Origin of the sequence: Microbacterium sp. NPDC012755, from assembly GCF_042901325.1 — a bacterium.
Taxonomy (GTDB): domain Bacteria; phylum Actinomycetota; class Actinomycetes; order Actinomycetales; family Microbacteriaceae; genus Microbacterium; species Microbacterium natoriense.
On record NZ_JBIBCT010000001.1, the window covers coordinates 2,491,199 to 2,505,262 of the forward strand.

16 protein-coding genes are annotated in these 14,064 nt (G+C 69.9%); 9 read left to right on the forward strand and 7 right to left on the reverse strand.

Annotation, left to right across the window (positions count from 1 at the left end):
- Positions 1-194: 194 nt before the first annotated feature.
- Positions 195-1,148, reverse strand: coding sequence for a 2,3,4,5-tetrahydropyridine-2,6-dicarboxylate N-succinyltransferase (dapD, locus tag ACFY5A_RS11545; protein ID WP_387234111.1), 954 nt, complete (start codon positions 1,146-1,148; stop codon positions 195-197).
- Between the two features lie 88 nt (positions 1,149-1,236).
- On the opposite strand from dapD, the gene dapE reads away from it, so the two are divergent.
- From dapE to ACFY5A_RS11560, 3 genes are all read left to right on the forward strand, one after another.
- Positions 1,237-2,310, forward strand: coding sequence for a succinyl-diaminopimelate desuccinylase (dapE, locus tag ACFY5A_RS11550; protein WP_341939743.1), 1,074 nt, complete (start codon positions 1,237-1,239; stop codon positions 2,308-2,310).
- A complete protein-coding gene (locus ACFY5A_RS11555) occupies positions 2,292-3,509 on the forward strand; it encodes a hypothetical protein (RefSeq protein ID WP_387234113.1) in 1,218 nt (405 codons plus the stop codon). Before dapE ends, ACFY5A_RS11555 begins: the two co-directional genes overlap by 19 nt.
- Before the next feature lie 94 nt (positions 3,510-3,603).
- Entirely contained in the window at positions 3,604-3,777 is a 174-nt protein-coding gene (locus ACFY5A_RS11560; RefSeq protein WP_067122349.1) for a DUF3117 domain-containing protein, read from the forward strand.
- Between the two features lie 181 nt (positions 3,778-3,958).
- Here ACFY5A_RS11560 and ACFY5A_RS11565 read toward each other — a convergent pair whose 3' ends face one another.
- Positions 3,959-4,594 carry an O-methyltransferase gene (locus ACFY5A_RS11565; RefSeq protein ID WP_105672530.1) on the reverse strand — a complete coding sequence of 212 codons (636 nt, stop codon included), beginning with the start codon at positions 4,592-4,594 and terminating at the stop codon, positions 3,959-3,961.
- A gap of 90 nt (positions 4,595-4,684) precedes the next feature.
- Here ACFY5A_RS11565 and ACFY5A_RS11570 point away from each other — a divergent pair, with 90 nt between their 5' ends.
- Both ACFY5A_RS11570 and ACFY5A_RS11575 read left to right on the forward strand, forming a co-directional pair.
- The gene (locus ACFY5A_RS11570) at positions 4,685-5,068 is read left to right on the forward strand and encodes a twin-arginine translocase TatA/TatE family subunit (protein WP_105672529.1); all 384 of its coding nucleotides are present in this window, start codon (positions 4,685-4,687) and stop codon (positions 5,066-5,068) included.
- Positions 5,065-5,667 (forward strand): hypothetical protein, encoded by a 603-nt coding sequence (locus ACFY5A_RS11575; protein ID WP_105672528.1) that lies wholly within the window; start codon positions 5,065-5,067, stop codon positions 5,665-5,667. Before ACFY5A_RS11570 ends, ACFY5A_RS11575 begins: the two co-directional genes overlap by 4 nt.
- Before the next feature lies 1 nt (position 5,668).
- Here the strand turns inward: ACFY5A_RS11575 and ACFY5A_RS11580 are convergent, their stop codons facing one another.
- From ACFY5A_RS11580 to ACFY5A_RS11595, 4 genes are read right to left on the reverse strand one after another with little or no spacing between them, the layout of a single operon-like run.
- A complete protein-coding gene (locus ACFY5A_RS11580) occupies positions 5,669-6,151 on the reverse strand; it encodes a YcxB family protein (protein ID WP_387234118.1) in 483 nt (160 codons plus the stop codon).
- A 3-nt stretch (positions 6,152-6,154) separates the two neighbouring features.
- Positions 6,155-7,273 carry an Mrp/NBP35 family ATP-binding protein gene (locus tag ACFY5A_RS11585; protein ID WP_387234121.1) on the reverse strand — a complete coding sequence of 373 codons (1,119 nt, stop codon included), beginning with the start codon at positions 7,271-7,273 and terminating at the stop codon, positions 6,155-6,157.
- The gene (locus tag ACFY5A_RS11590) at positions 7,270-7,773 is read right to left on the reverse strand and encodes a DUF1003 domain-containing protein (RefSeq protein ID WP_341939738.1); all 504 of its coding nucleotides are present in this window, start codon (positions 7,771-7,773) and stop codon (positions 7,270-7,272) included. The genes ACFY5A_RS11585 and ACFY5A_RS11590 overlap by 4 nt, the downstream gene beginning before the upstream one ends.
- Positions 7,773-9,035, reverse strand: coding sequence for a magnesium transporter MgtE N-terminal domain-containing protein (locus tag ACFY5A_RS11595; protein ID WP_387234125.1), 1,263 nt, complete (start codon positions 9,033-9,035; stop codon positions 7,773-7,775). The genes ACFY5A_RS11590 and ACFY5A_RS11595 overlap by 1 nt, the downstream gene beginning before the upstream one ends.
- Before the next feature lie 87 nt (positions 9,036-9,122).
- Between ACFY5A_RS11595 and ACFY5A_RS11600 the strand changes: the two genes are divergently transcribed.
- The 4 genes from ACFY5A_RS11600 to ACFY5A_RS11615 all read left to right on the forward strand — a co-directional run bounded on the left by ACFY5A_RS11600 (position 9,123) and on the right by ACFY5A_RS11615 (position 12,345).
- Complete coding sequence (locus ACFY5A_RS11600) at positions 9,123-9,869, forward strand: general stress protein (protein WP_387234128.1); 747 nt, start codon at positions 9,123-9,125, stop codon at positions 9,867-9,869.
- 10 nt (positions 9,870-9,879) lie between these two features.
- The gene (locus ACFY5A_RS11605) at positions 9,880-10,533 is read left to right on the forward strand and encodes an alpha/beta family hydrolase (protein ID WP_387234131.1); all 654 of its coding nucleotides are present in this window, start codon (positions 9,880-9,882) and stop codon (positions 10,531-10,533) included.
- Between the two features lie 14 nt (positions 10,534-10,547).
- Positions 10,548-11,732 carry a MalY/PatB family protein gene (locus ACFY5A_RS11610; RefSeq protein ID WP_387234134.1) on the forward strand — a complete coding sequence of 395 codons (1,185 nt, stop codon included), beginning with the start codon at positions 10,548-10,550 and terminating at the stop codon, positions 11,730-11,732.
- A gap of 220 nt (positions 11,733-11,952) precedes the next feature.
- The gene (locus tag ACFY5A_RS11615; RefSeq protein WP_105672621.1) at positions 11,953-12,345 is read left to right on the forward strand and encodes a VOC family protein; all 393 of its coding nucleotides are present in this window, start codon (positions 11,953-11,955) and stop codon (positions 12,343-12,345) included.
- A gap of 177 nt (positions 12,346-12,522) precedes the next feature.
- On the opposite strand, the gene ACFY5A_RS11620 is transcribed toward ACFY5A_RS11615, so the two are convergent.
- Positions 12,523-13,944: an aminopeptidase P family protein gene (locus ACFY5A_RS11620; protein WP_387234137.1), complete on the reverse strand. Its 1,422-nt coding sequence runs from the start codon at positions 13,942-13,944 to the stop codon at positions 12,523-12,525.
- Positions 13,945-14,064 lie beyond the last annotated feature (120 nt).

Below are 14,064 nucleotides of genomic sequence, written 5' to 3' on the forward strand. Positions count from 1 at the left end.
CCGTTCGAAAAGGCCAGGCTGATTGCTGGTTGTGGGAGCAGATCTCTGCTCGCTTCGGTCCTCGGAGACCCCGTTACGACGACGACGTCGCTCGACTGGCGGTACGAGCAACGCCGCCCAGTCTATCAGTGACCGGGCGGCGTGAGCTGAGCGCGCGCCGTATCAGCGCGTCGCGTCGTCTCGTGCGTCGAGTTTCAGGCGTGCAGGGCCTCGTTGAGCGTGACGCCGACGCCGGTGCGGCGTACGGCCTCGACCGCCCCGCTCAGCGAGTTGCGCCGGAAGAGGAGGCCGTCCTGACCGGAGAGGTCGGCGCCCTTGACGGTCTTCTTCGTGCCGTCGGCGGTCACGGGGCCGTCGACGAGGACGATCTTCGTGCCGGCGGTGACGTAGAGACCCGCCTCGACCACGCAGTCGTCGCCGAGGGAGATGCCGATGCCGGCGTTCGCACCGAGCAGGGTGCGCGCACCGATCGAGACGCGGTGCGCGCCGCCGCCGGAGAGCGTGCCCATGATCGACGCGCCCCCGCCGATGTCGCTGCCGTCGCCGACGACGACGCCCTGCGAGATGCGTCCCTCGACCATCGACGCGCCGAGAGTGCCGGCGTTGAAGTTCACGAAGCCCTCGTGCATCACGGTGGTGCCGGGGGAGAGGTGCGCGCCGAGGCGCACGCGGGAGGCATCCGCGATGCGGACGCCTGCGGGCTGCACGTAGTCGGTCAGACGTGGGAACTTGTCGAGCCCGGCGACCTGGATGCCCGCGCGCTGCAGCAGCGGACGCAGCCGGTTGGCGTCGTCGGGGTGCACGGGACCGGCGTTGGTCCAGGCGACGTTCGGGAGGTGGGCGAAGATGCCGTCGAGGTTGAGCTCGTTCGGGCGCACCACGAGGTGCGAGAGGGCGTGCAGGCGCAGGTAGGCGTCGGCCGTCGAGGTCGGCGCCGCATCGAGGTCGATCACGAGGTGAACGGTCTCGACGGTCACGTTGCGACGCTCGTCCGGACCCGCCAGCGCCTCGAACGTGATCAGTCCGGCCGCGGCGTCGCCGGCATCCGGCGTTCCCGTGCCGACCTCGGGGAACCAGGCGTCCAGAACGGTGCCGTCTCCGGCGATCGTCGTGAGACCAGTACCCCATACGGTGCGCGCGTCAGTCATGCCTTCAACGGTAGCGTCCATCGGCCGGGCGGTTCTCGCATGTGTCGCCGTGAGTTCTCGCTGATGCCGCGCTGAGTAGGCTGGTGACATGGTGCTCGATCTGACCGCGTCCTCCGTCGAACTCACTCGCGCGATCTGCGACATCCCCAGCGTCTCGGGCGATGAGAAGACCCTCGCCGATGAGATCGAGGCGGCGATCTCCGCGTACGGACACCTCGAGGTGATCCGCCACGGCAACACGATCGTCGCCCGCACCGATCTCGGTCGCGCGCAGCGCGTGGCGATCGCCGGCCACATCGACACCGTGCCCATCAACGGGAACGTTCCGACGAAGGACATCGAGCTCGACGGGCAGCCCTACCTGTGGGGCAGAGGCACCGTCGACATGAAGGCGGGCACGGCCGTCCAGCTGAAGCTCGCCGCCGAGCTGTCCGATCCCGTCGTCGACGTCACGTGGATGTGGTACGACAACGAGGAGGTCGAGGCGTCGAAGAACGGCCTCGCGCTGCTGGCCGCCGATCGCCCCGAGCTCTTCGCCGCCGACTTCGCGATCCTGGGTGAGCCGTCGAACGGCGAGGTCGAGGGCGGATGCAACGGCACGCTGCGCGCCGTGGTGCGCACCCACGGCGTCCGCGCCCACGCGGCGAGAGCGTGGATCGGCGAGAACGCGATCCACAAGGCCGCGCCGATCCTCTCCCGTCTCGCCGAGTATCGGGCGCGCGAGGTCGAAGTCGAGGGGCTGCTGTACCGGGAGAGCCTCAGCGCGGTGCGCATCGCCGGGGGCGTCGCCGGCAACGTCATCCCCGACGCGTGCGAGGTCGAGGTCAACTACCGGTTCGCGCCGAGCGCATCGGCCGCTGAAGCCGAGGAGCACATCCGCAGCGTGCTCGCCGGGTTCGACGTCGAGATCACGGATGCCGCCGAAGGCGCGCGTCCCGGTCTGGACGCGCCGATCGCGAAGCAGTTCGTCGAGGCGGTCGGCGCGGTGCCGCAGCCGAAGTACGGCTGGACCGACGTCGCCCGGTTCTCGGCTCTCGGCATCCCTGCCGTGAACTACGGACCGGGGGATCCGCACCTCGCCCACCACGACGAGGAGCGGGTGCCGCTCGCCCAGATCGACGCCGTCGAGCGCGGACTGCGCGCATGGCTCACCTCGCACTGATCGCGGCGCGCCGCTGGGCGCACGTCCCGCATGCGGCGCGCATCGCCGTGATCTATGTGGTCGCGCGCCTGGTCACGACCGCCTTCCTGATCGTCGCCGCGACCCAGTCCACGTCTCTGTCGCGCTTCGGGGCGCAGCCGGGACTCGGGACCTTCGTGCTCGGCTGGGATGCGCAGTGGTACTGGTCGGTCGCCGACTTCGGATACCCGACGACGCTGCCGCTCACCGATTCGGGCGATGTCGCGGAGAACACCTGGGCGTTCATGCCCCTGTACGCATATGCGGCGAAGATCGTGGGCCTTCCGTTCGGGTCCTGGGGAGCGGGAGCCTTCCTGATCTCGCTGGTGGCCGGGTACTTCGCGTGCCTCGTGCTGCACCGTCTGCTGCGCGACAGGATCGGTCGTTCGGCCGCGACCTGGGCTGTGATCTTCTTCGCGGCGGGACCGATCGCCGCGATGTTCCAGGCGGGATACGCCGAGACGCTGTTCCTCCTGCTTCTGTTCCTGTCGCTCGACGCTGTCGCCCGCCGACGATATGCGCTGCTGTATCTGCTGATCCCGCTGATGGCGTTCACCCGACCCGGGGTGCTCGCCTTCGCGCTCTACCTCGGCCTGCACGGCATCCTGCGGTGGATCCATCGCCGGAGCGACCCGCTGCCGAGCAGGGAGATCCTCCATATCGTCGCGGCGGGCGCCCTCGCGACGGCATGCGGCTTCGCCTGGCAGGTGATCGCGGGCATCGCCACGGGAGATCCCGGCGCCTATCTCGCGACCGAACTCGCCTGGCGCTCGAACTGGATCGTCGGCGGCGTCGAGGGCTTCATCCCCTTCGAGGGGTGGGTTCAGGCATCCCAGTTCTGGTTCGGGCAGTGGGGGATGCCGCAGTCCTGGGGTCCGATCGCCCTGGCGCTTCTCGTCGTGGCGGCCGGCATCGTGCTCCTCTACTCGCGCAGTGTGCGCGCGCTGGGCGCCGATCTGAGGCTCTGGAGCGCCAGCTACCTGCTGTATCTCCTCGCGGTCTTCTTCCCGCAGTCGAGCACGTTCCGGCTGCTGCTCCCGCTGAGTCCGCTGTGGGGAGCGGTGGCGGTACCGCGATCCCGGCTGTGGCGTCTGGCGGTTCTCCTCGCCTGTCTCGCCGGTCAATGGACCTGGATCCACTACGTCTACGCGCTCGGGAACACCTTCTGGCAGGTGCCGTGAATGTAAATGATTGATGCATTTCTTCACAGGCGACATCCCGAGCTCGGTGACACCCGATAAACTGATCGCATACCACCGAGGAAAAGGAGCCACGATGGCAGCGATGAAGCCGAGGACCGGAGACGGACCTATGGAGGCCGTGAAAGAAGGACGACTCATCATCGTGCGTGTCCCGCTCGAGGGAGGCGGACGCCTGGTCGTCTCCGTGAACGATGCTGAGGCGAAGGAGCTTCACGACGTGCTCGCCGCGGTCGTGACGCCGGCCTGACACACTTCGAACTCTGAGAAGAGGGCGACGGATCTTCGGATCCGTCGCCCTCTTCCTCGTCTCGGGGCAGCGCGAGTGCGGCGCGGCGCGTCGAACCGTTGGAAACGGCGGGTTCAGTGTGCAGCGACCCGCCACGTGCGACGGCTCGCGCACGGGGAGGGGCTCGCGCGGCGGCAGTAGCTCAGTCGGCTTCGACGCTGATGAGCTGCAGCAGACCCTCGCCCGCGGGAGAGACCGTCGCCAGCACCGCGGAGGACTCCTGCGTCTCCTGGACGAGCGAGCGGTACGCCGAGGTGACCTCATCGCGCTGCACGGGGTCGGCGACCCGACCTCCGGCGAGGATCCGCGGGACGAGCACCATGCCGCCCGTCCTGACCAGGCGCAGGCCGTGCTCGACGTAGTCGATGACGTTCTCCGCGTCGGCGTCGACGAGGACGATGTCGTAGGAGGCCTCGTTCATGCGGGGGAGTACATCCGCCGCGCGTCCGGTGATGAATCGCGCCTTGGTCGCGGGGATGCGCGCATCGGCGAACGCCTGACGTGCCGCGGCGAGATGCTCCGGCTCGTTGTCGATCGACGTGAGCACCGCCTGGGGAGCTCCGCGCAGCAGCCAGAGCCCGGAGACTCCCGCTCCCGTCCCGATCTCGACGATCGACCGGGCGCCGGTGGCCGCGGCGAGCACGGCGATCTGCGAGCCGACCGCTGCGCTGATGGGCGCGGCGCCGAGCTCGACCGCGTGTGCGCGGGCGCGGGCGATGGATGTCGGCTCCACGATGGATTCGCGGAGGAAACGCGCGTTCGCGTCGTGCTCGCTCATAGCCCTGGTTCTCCCGCCTGAGGTGTGACTTCTCCCAGGGTATGCGGTCGGCGTGCATCGAAGAGGCAGGCGCGGCGGTAGCCTGGACAGATGCAACTCGGGATCTCGTTCGAGAAGATTCTGCTGATCGGGCTGATCGCGGTTCTCATCGTGGGTCCTGACCGCCTGCCCCGCTACGCCGAGGCGTTCGCGAAACTGGTCCGTCGCGGCGGCGAGATGCTGCGCGACACCAAGTCGCGGGTGCGCGAGGAGATGGGTCCGGAGATCGACGACGTCGACTGGCGCAAGCTCGACCCGCGCCAGTACGACCCGCGCCGTATCATCCGCGACGCGCTGTTCGACGACGGTCCCGCCCCGGCGGCGGCGGCATCCGCGGCGCTCGCGGAGCCGACCCCCGCCGCACCGCGTTCGCCGATCGAGAGGCCGGAGTTCTCGCGCACGAGCCTTCCGCCGTTCGACATCGAAGCCACGTGAGCGACGGGTCGACGCAGCAGAGGCACAAGGATCAGGTCGCGTTCGCGGCCGCGGCGCTGTGCGCGATCGCGGGTGTGCTGATCTGGATGCTCTGGGTTCTGCCCATCGCCCGGTCCGTCGGCGAGGCTGCTCCGACTCCGGTCGGCGACAGCATGACGGTGGAACTCGCGGCCGGCGAATCCGCAGGCCTCTGGGGGAGCGGGCACTCCGTCATATTCGGCACCGTGGACTGCTCCGTCGTGTCTCCGGATGGGGACCCCGTGACGCAGCACGGCCCCCCAGCGCTCACCTGGGACGACACGGTGTGGTGGATGAATCCGCGCCCGGGATTCGAGCAGTTCGCGCAGTTCACCGCCGCGGATGCCGGTGCACACAAAGTGAGCTGCGTCGACTCCCTCGACACCTACGGGGGCGAGTATCTCGTCGCGGGAGACACGTTCGGCACGGGGAGCATCGGGCTCGGCCGCACCGGTTCGAACGACTTCGCGGTCGGCACGCTGCTCGCTTTCGGCGCCGTCGTCTGCCCGCTCTTCGCGGTGCTGGTCGTCATCGTCATCCCGCTGCGGCGGCTGCGTGACCGACGCAGGGCGCGCCGCTGACTCAGCCGATCTTCGCGCGGAGGATCGCGATGTCCTCGTCGGCGAGGAGCGCGCGGGGCACGGCGGTGACCACTGATGCCTTGCGCAGCTTCAGCAGCACGGCGCCCCGTCCGGCGCGGACGCTCTGGAACTCGGCGTACGGCACCGTGGAGGTGCGGGTGGCGGCGCCGATCCTCAGCGCATCGTCGCCGACGGACACCCACACGTCCGTCCCCGGGGGCATCGCCGCGCGCACGGCCCGGCGTGCGGACGCCACGGTCAGCCAGACGGCGTAGAGGCCGAGCAGGGTCACGGCGACCGGCATCCAGGCGGTGAGCGCCCCTGCGCCGCTTCCTGCGGCGTCGAGGTTCAGGATGCTGGTGATCAGGGCCGCGACGAGGGCCGCCCACATCACGAGCGCCCAGGGACGGGTGAGCGAGTAGATGGACGCGTCGCGTGCCATGCGGCGCAGCAGGCTCTCGTCGACCGTGAGCGATCCGTTCATGCGTCAGCTCACCCGCATCGGCAGGGAGCGCCCGGCGAGCCCGCGTCCCTGCTCCGTGAGCGAGCGGGCGAGGTCGCGGATGGCGATGGCCGCTGCGTCCGCCGGATCGCCGATCACGACGGGGACGCCCTCGTCGCCGCCGACCCTCAGCGCAGGGCTGAGCGGGATGCTGGCGAGCAGCGGGACCTGGCCGTCGGTCGAGAGCGCGTCGGCGACCGCAGCGCCTCCTCCGGAGCCGAACAGGTCGATCACGGAGCCGTCCGGCAGTGTGAACGCCGCCATGTTCTCGACGACGCCGATCACGCGCTGTCCGGTCTGGCGTGCGACGAGGCCGCTGCGGATGGCGACGTCGGATGCCGCCGCCTGCGGTGTGGTGACCACGAGGACCTCGGCGTGGGGCAGGATCTGCCCGATCGAGATCGCGATGTCGCCCGTACCGGGGGGCATGTCGATCAGCAGGATGTCGAGGTCGCCGAAGAAGACATCGGTGAGGAACTGCTGCACCGTGCGGTGCAGCATCGGTCCGCGCCAGGCGACCACGGCCTCTCCGTCGCGGAGGAACATGCCGATCGAGATCGTCTTCACCCCGTGCGCCACAGGGGGGAGCATGAGGTCGTCGATGCGGGTCGGCTGCGTGCCGGCGGGGATGCCGAGCAGCCCGGGGATCGAGAAGCCGTGCACATCGGCGTCGACCAGTCCGACGGCGAGCCCCTGCTCGGCGAGGGCGACGGCGAGGTTCGCGGTCATGGTGGACTTCCCCACCCCGCCCTTGCCGCTGGAGACGAGGATGACCCTGGTCAGGGAGTCGGGGCCGAACGGCATCTGCCTCGCGGGCCTGCCGTCGCGGAGCTTCTCGGTGAGGGCCTTGCGCTCGGCCGGTGTCATGACGCCCACCTCGACGTCGACCTCGTCGACCCCGGGAACGGATGCCGCGGCCGCCCGCACCTCCGACTCGATCCGCGCTGCGGCGGGGCAGCCCACGATCGTGAGCACGATGGCGACGTGCGCCCTCGTGCCCTCGAGCGAGATGTCGCGCACCATGTCGAGGTCGCCGATCGGGCGGCGCAGCTCGGGGTCGGTGACCGCCGAGACCGCCGAGCGGATCGCGTCGGCGGAGGTCATGACTTCTTGTCTGGGGTGTCGTCGAGCTCGGCAAGCAACGCCTTCAGCTCCTGACGGAGCACGTCGCGCGTGACGGCCTGCGCGTTGCGCTCCTCGAGCGACATGCGCAGCGCGACGATCTCGCGGGCGAGGTACTCGGTGTCGGCGAGGTTGCGCTCGGCGCGCTGCCGGTCCTGCTCGATCTGCACGCGGTCCCGGTCGTCCTGCCGGTTCTGCGCGAGCAGGATGAGCGGAGCCGCGTAGGAGGCCTGCAGAGACAGCATCAGGGTCAGGGCGGTGAACCCGAGTGCGGCGTCGTCGAAACGGACGCTGTCGGGCATCAGCGTGTTCCAGCCGATCCAGAGCACGCAGAACAGGCTCAGGAGCAGCAGGAACGCGGGTGTGCCCATCGCCCGCGCGATCCATTCGGTGAAGCGGCCGAAGCGGTCGCGCGAGACGGGCTTCTGGCGAACCGCGCCGCGGCCGAGGGGCGCATCGAGCCTGGCGTTGTTCTTCGCCATCAGCGCACCTCCTTCGCCGGCTGCTCGTCGTCGTCATGCGTGCGCCAGTCGTCGGGCAGCAGGTAGTCGAGCACGTCGTCGACGCTGATCGCTCCGACGAGGCGGTGGGCGGCGTCGATGACCGGAAGCGACACGAGGTCGTAGCTGGCGAGCATCCTGGCCACCTCGGCGGCGGACGCCGTGACGGGGACGGGTTCGAGGCTGTCGTCGACGATCGCGCCGAGGCGCTCGTGCGGGGGATAGCGCAGCATGCGCTGGAAGTGCACGACGCCGAGCAGGCGCCCGGTGGGTGTCTCGAACGGCGGGAGGGTCACGAACACCGCGGCGGCGAGGGCGGGGTGCAGCTCGTGACGTCGGATCAGCGCGAGCGCCTCGGCGACGGTCGCGTCGGCCGAGAGGATGATCGGCTCGGGCGTCATCAGACCGCCCGCCGTGTCGGGGCCGTAGCGCAGCAGCATCCTGACGTCCTCGGCCTCCTCCGGCTCCATCAGGGCCAGCAGGTGCTCCAGACGCTCGGGCGGGAGCTGAGCGAGGAGGTCGGCCGCGTCGTCGGGCTCCATCTCGTCGAGGACGTCGGCGGCGCGCTCGTCGCCCAGGCGATCGAGGATGTCGACCTGATCGTCTTCGGGCATCTCCTCGAGGGCGTCGGCGAGACGGTCGTCGGAGAGCTCCTCCGCCACCTCGATCAGACGCTGCTGAGGCAGGTCGAGCAGCGTCGTGGCGAGGTCGGCCGCGTGCAGCTCGGAGTACGAGGCGACCAGCTGCTCCGCCGACTGGGACTCGCCGGGTGCGCGTTCCTCCGAGACCTCGCTCCATGCGGCGAAAGTGGTCGGCCCCTTCGCGAAGGGGGAGGCGCTGGTCTTCGGCCTGCGGAGGAACAGCTGGCTGATGGCCCACTCGCCGAGGCGGTTCGGCTCGATCGCGACGTCCTCGATCACGGCGGTGCCGCTGCCGTCGACGAGGCTGACGCGTCTGCCCAGCAGCTCGGCGAGCACGCGCACCTCGCCGGCGCGCGGGGAGAACCGGCGCACGTTGATCAGGCCGGTGCTGATGACCTGGCCGGCGCGGATCGAGGTGACGCGTCCGATCGAGAGGAACACCTGCCTGCGTCCGGGGATCTCCACCACGAGACCGATCACGCGCGGGGCGGTGGTACTTCGGTACACGATGACGACGTCACGGACTTTGCCGAGCCGGTCGCCCACGGGGTCGAAGACGGCGCAGCCTGCCAGGCGCGCGGCGAATACCCGTTGTGTGCTCACCCGTCCAGCGTAGTGCGCGCCTCCGTGTGAGCGGCCCCGGTTCGCCGCGCAGAGCCAGCGCCCAGAGGGGCATGGAACAATGGCCGGATGAGCATGTTGAACCGTCCGGCAGGCAGCAACGACACCGGCGAGGTCGTCGCCTCGGTGCGCGACTACGAGAGCGCGCAGAAGACGGTGTCGAAACTCATCGCCGAGGAGGTGCCGGCGCGTGACATCGCCATCATCGGCCAGAGCGTCCGCACCGTCGAGCGCATCACCGGCCGCCTCGGCTACGCCGCAGCCGCGCGCTCGGGGGCGATCAACGGCGTGCTCATCGGACTCTTCCTCTCCGCGATCCTCGTGCTCGGCAACCCCGACGTGCCGATCCAGCTCTTCGTCGGCTTCGTCTTCATCGGCGTCGCATTAGGGATGCTGCTCAGCCTGGTGACCTATGCGATCGTCCGCCGCCGGCGCGACTTCGCGAGCGTCACCCAGTTCGCGGCCGACCACTACGAGGTCACCGTGCTGCCGGCATCCGTCGCCAAGGCGCGCAAAGTCCTCGGCGCCGTGCGTCAGACGACCGTCGCTCGGCCCCCGGTGAACCTCGACGAGCCGCCCAGGTATGGCGAGCGGATCCCGGCCGCCGGTGCGGCCCCCGCGACGCCCGCCGCGCCGGTGATCCCGCCGCGGCCCGCCGACCCGGTGCCGCAGGACGCGGCCCCCGCCGATGCACCCGCCGCGGAGTCGGCAGCGGCCGCATCCGCGGATGAGTCCGTCGCGGCGCCGCAGAGCGAGGGTGATGCGTCCGAGGCTCCCGTGCAGCAGGACGGCGAGCAGGCCGAGCCGAAGCAGTGAGCGCGGCCTCGTGACGGTCGCGATCGAGGTCGAGCTGCCGACCGGGGTCACGACCGTGTCGGCCGATTGGGATCAGGGCACGAACGGGGCGACGGTCGTCATCGCGCACGGTGCAGGCACGGGCAAGGACCATCCGTTCCTGACCGGTTTCGCCTCCGGGCTGCACGAGCAGGGGTTCTCCACGCTGCGCTTCAACTTCCCCTACGTCGAGCTGGGGCGGCGGATGCCCGGTCCTGCCGCTCATGCGATCGCGACCTGGAACGCGGTCGTCGGCTTCGCGCGATCGGTTGACCCCGAGGCGGCGATCTGGGCTGCGGGCAAGTCCTACGGCGGACGGATGGCGTCGATGGCGGTCGCGGAAGGGATGACGGTGGACGGTCTCGTCTACCTCGGGTATCCGCTGCACGCGCCGGGCAAGCCGGAGAAGCCGCGCGCGGAGCATCTGCCGGCTATCGCGGTTCCCCAGTTGTTCATCGAGGGGACGAACGATCCCTTCATCCAGCCGGTGTCGCAGTTCGACGAGGTGGTCGCGACCTGTCAGGACGCGCGCGTCGTCTGGATCGAGGGCGGCGGGCACACCTTCGAGATCAAGGGCCACCGGCGCGAGGCATCCGATATCGGGTCATCATTGGTCACATTCGTATCGGAGTTCGCGGGGCGCTGAGAGCATGGAGGCGTATGGGCACCTCACACGCTTACGACGCGATCGGCATCGACCAGCTCCGGCAGACCGGCAGCTTCAAGTGGTCGACCTATCCTGACGCCATCGGCGCGTTCATCGCCGAGATGGACTTCGGTGTCGCGCCCGCGATCAGCGACGCGCTGACCGGGTCTGTCGGGGCCCTCGTCGGGTATCCCACTCCCGCCCTCGTCGACGCGATGGCGGGAGCGTGCGCGCGCTTCCTCGACGATTCCTACGGCTGGAAGGTCCCCGCACAGCGCATCCGCCCGGTCGGCGACGTGCTCATCGCGATGCGCGCCACGATCGATCACTTCACCGCGCCCGGGTCGAAGATCATCCTGCCGACCCCGGCGTACATGCCGTTCCTGAAGATCCCGCCGATGCACGACCGCGAGATCATCGAGGTCCCGCTGCTGGTTCAGGACGGCAGGTACGTGTTCGACCTCGACGGACTGGACAGGGCCTTCGCCGACGGCGGCGGGATGCTCATCCTGTGCAACCCGTACAACCCCGTGGGGCGCGTGTTCACGCGCGAGGAGCTGCTGGCGATCTCGGAGATCGTGGAGCGGCACGGCGGACGCGTGTTCTCCGACGAGATCCACGCCCCGTTGGTGTTCGCGCCGCACGTGCACATCCCGTACGCGAGCATCAGTGAGGCCGCCGCGAACCACACCATCACGTCGACGAGCGCGTCGAAGGCGTGGAACCTGCCCGGTCTGAAAGCCGCGCAGGTGATCCTCAGCAACGATGCGGATGCCGCTGTCTGGGCAACCCCCGTCGTGACGCGCAACGAACTGCTCGCGAGCAACCCCGGGATCATCGCGAACACCGCGGCCTACGACGACGGGCGGGAGTGGCTCGCGGACACGCACGCCTACCTCGACGGGAACCGTCGACTGCTGGGCGAGCTGCTCGCCGCACAGATCCCCGAGATCGGCTACACCCCAGCGGAGGGGAGCTACATCGCCTGGCTCGATGCGCGCGGTCTCGGCATCGACGGGTCGCCCGCCGACTTCTTCCGCGAGCACGCGGGGGTCGCGCTCACCGACGGCATCGCGTGCGGGGCGCCGGGTGACGGATTCCTGCGGTTCATCCTGGCCACGCCGCGCCCGATCATCGTGCAGGCCGTGGAGCAGATGGCCGCGGCGCTCGCGCGACGCGGGGCGCCGGTCGGCGTCTGACGGCAGTCACGGATCTCCGAGGCCTGGTGACCGGGGCCTGGGATGGGGTGCTGGCGCGGGTCCGAACGTCCGATTCCCGGCTGAACTGCGGCGCTTCGCCCCGGTTCCGGCAGATCCGTGCCGATCTCTCCGGATCTCGGGGTGTCTTCCGGAACTCGGAGGGGCTTCGCGGGGAGCTAGCATGCCTGAGGGGCGGAGCACGGACGATCAGGAGGCGGCGATGAGCGGACTGCATCACATCGAAGTCTGGGTCGACGACCTCGACGGAGCGATCTCCTCGTGGGGGTGGCTGCTCGAACGGCTCGGCTATGCAGTGACGGCGCAGTGGCCGGGGGGAGCCAGCTGGGGAGACGGCGGCGCCTACATCACCCTGACGACCTCACCGAACCTTGCGGATGCCGCGCACGACCGGCGCCGCTCGGGCGTGAACCACCTCGCCTTCCTCGGCGGGACGAGAGCGGAGGTGGATGCCGTCATGCGAGAGGCACCTGGGCGCGGCTGGACCCCGCTCTACTCCGACCGCTACCCGCACGCGGGCGGTCCCGACCACTACGCCGGATGGATCGAGAACGCCGCGGGCTTCAAGGTCGAGATCGTCGCCGAGGCGCCCTGAGCCTCCGGGCATCCTGCCGCCCGAATGACCAGTCCCACCACCTCTGCCCCCGAGGGGCTGTGCGCACGGCATCCGGTCGCCGACCCCACCCCGAGATGCGGAAGACCGCCCGTGTTCCGGACAGATTCTCGCGAATCATCCGGAACTCGGGCGGTCTTCCGTGTGCGGTGCAGGTGCTCAGGCCTGGATGCGCGCGATCCACGCCTCGATCTCGTCGGCGGTGCGGGGGATGTCGGCGGAGAGGTTGACCGGTCCGTCCTCCGTCATGAGGATGTCGTCCTCGATGCGCGCGCCGATGCCGCGGTACTCGGCGGGGACCGTGAGGTCGTCGATCTGGAAGTACAGGCCGGGCTCGATCGTGAAGACCATGCCCGGCGCCAGGATGCCGTCGTAGTACATCTCGCGGCGGGCCTGGGCGCAGTCGTGCACGTCGATGCCGAGGTGGTGCGAGGTGCCGTGGACCATGTAGCGGCGGTGCTGGCCACCGGCATCCGCGTCCAGCGCCTCTTCGGCGGTCACGGGGAGCAGGCCCCACTCGGCGGTGCGGGCGGCGATGACCTTCATGGCCGCGCCGTGCACCTCGCGGAACGGCACGCCGATCTGCGCGGCGGCGAAGGCGGCGTCGGCCGCCTCGCGCACCGTCTCGTACACGCGGCGCTGCACCTCGCTGAAGGTTCCGGAGACGGGCAGCGTGCGGGTGATGTCCGCCGTGTAGAGGCTGTCGGCTTCGACTCCGGCGTCGACGAGGATCAGGTCTCCCGGCACGACGGCTCCGTCGTTGCGGGTCCAGTGCAGGTAGCAGGCGTGGGGTCCGGATGCGGCGATCGTGTCGTAGCCCTCGCCGTTGCCGTCCTCGCGTGCACGGCGGTGGAAGACGCCCTCCACGACGCGCTCGCCGCGGGCGTGAGCGGTGGCCTGGGGGAGTGCGCGGATGATGTCGTCGAAGCCGTTCGCCGTGATCTCGACCGCTCGGCGCATCTCGGCGATCTCGAACTCGTCCTTGATGAGGCGCAGCTCGGAGACGAAGCGGTCGAGCTCGTCGGAATCGCCGAGCGTGAGGTCGTCCGCTCCGGCGGCGAAGGCGTCCAGGTGATCGGTCGCGATGCCGAGATCGGCGGCGACACCGGCGAGGGCCGGTCGGGGGCCGATCCAGAACTCGCCGATCGTGGCGTCGGCGTAGAACTCCGTCGTCGTGCGGTCGGCGCGCTCACGGAAGTACAGGGTGATGTCGTGGCCGGCATCCGTCGGCTCGAACACGAGCACCGAGTCGGGCTCGGAGTCGGACGCCCACCCGGTGAGGTGCGCGAACGCGGAGTGCGCGCGGAACACGTAGTCGGTGTCGTTGCTGCGCTGCTTGAGGGATCCTGCGGGGATCACGAGGCGCTTCCCGGGGAACGCCGCGGACACGGCCGCACGGCGGGCGGCGGCGTACGGAGCTTGCTCCCGCGCGGACGGCAACGACTCGGGGCGCTCGGCCCATCCGGTGGAGATGGTGTCGAGGAAGCCCTGCGGGAACGGCTGCTTGCGGTTCGTGGTGCTGTTCTCGATGACGGTCTCGGCGCTGGTCTCGGCGATCGTGTCGCGTTCTCCGGTGTTCATCCCTCAAGTCTGTCATTGCGCGGGCTGTTTCGTCGCGCCGTGCGGGTCGCCGGAAGGAGGTGTAGACGATTCGTCTCGTGGCCGAGGGTGCTCGGCGCCGCAGGGCGGCGATTCGTCTCG

Bases quoted from the DNA above. Each gene is read 5' to 3' on its own strand.
- dapD (WP_387234111.1), bottom strand. From the start codon at position 1,148: ATGACTGACGCGCGCACCGTATGGGGTACTGGTCTCACGACGATCGCC.
- dapE (WP_341939743.1), top strand. From the start codon at position 1,237: ATGGTGCTCGATCTGACCGCGTCCTCCGTCGAACTCACTCGCGCGATC.
- ACFY5A_RS11555 (WP_387234113.1), top strand. From the start codon at position 2,292: ATGGCTCACCTCGCACTGATCGCGGCGCGCCGCTGGGCGCACGTCCCG.
- ACFY5A_RS11560 (WP_067122349.1), top strand. From the start codon at position 3,604: ATGGCAGCGATGAAGCCGAGGACCGGAGACGGACCTATGGAGGCCGTG.
- ACFY5A_RS11565 (WP_105672530.1), bottom strand. From the start codon at position 4,594: ATGAGCGAGCACGACGCGAACGCGCGTTTCCTCCGCGAATCCATCGTG.
- ACFY5A_RS11570 (WP_105672529.1), top strand. From the start codon at position 4,685: ATGCAACTCGGGATCTCGTTCGAGAAGATTCTGCTGATCGGGCTGATC.
- ACFY5A_RS11580 (WP_387234118.1), bottom strand. From the start codon at position 6,151: ATGAACGGATCGCTCACGGTCGACGAGAGCCTGCTGCGCCGCATGGCA.
- ACFY5A_RS11585 (WP_387234121.1), bottom strand. From the start codon at position 7,273: ATGACCTCCGCCGACGCGATCCGCTCGGCGGTCTCGGCGGTCACCGAC.
- ACFY5A_RS11590 (WP_341939738.1), bottom strand. From the start codon at position 7,773: ATGGCGAAGAACAACGCCAGGCTCGATGCGCCCCTCGGCCGCGGCGCG.
- ACFY5A_RS11600 (WP_387234128.1), top strand. From the start codon at position 9,123: ATGAGCATGTTGAACCGTCCGGCAGGCAGCAACGACACCGGCGAGGTC.
- ACFY5A_RS11610 (WP_387234134.1), top strand. From the start codon at position 10,548: ATGGGCACCTCACACGCTTACGACGCGATCGGCATCGACCAGCTCCGG.
- ACFY5A_RS11615 (WP_105672621.1), top strand. From the start codon at position 11,953: ATGAGCGGACTGCATCACATCGAAGTCTGGGTCGACGACCTCGACGGA.
- ACFY5A_RS11620 (WP_387234137.1), bottom strand. From the start codon at position 13,944: ATGAACACCGGAGAACGCGACACGATCGCCGAGACCAGCGCCGAGACC.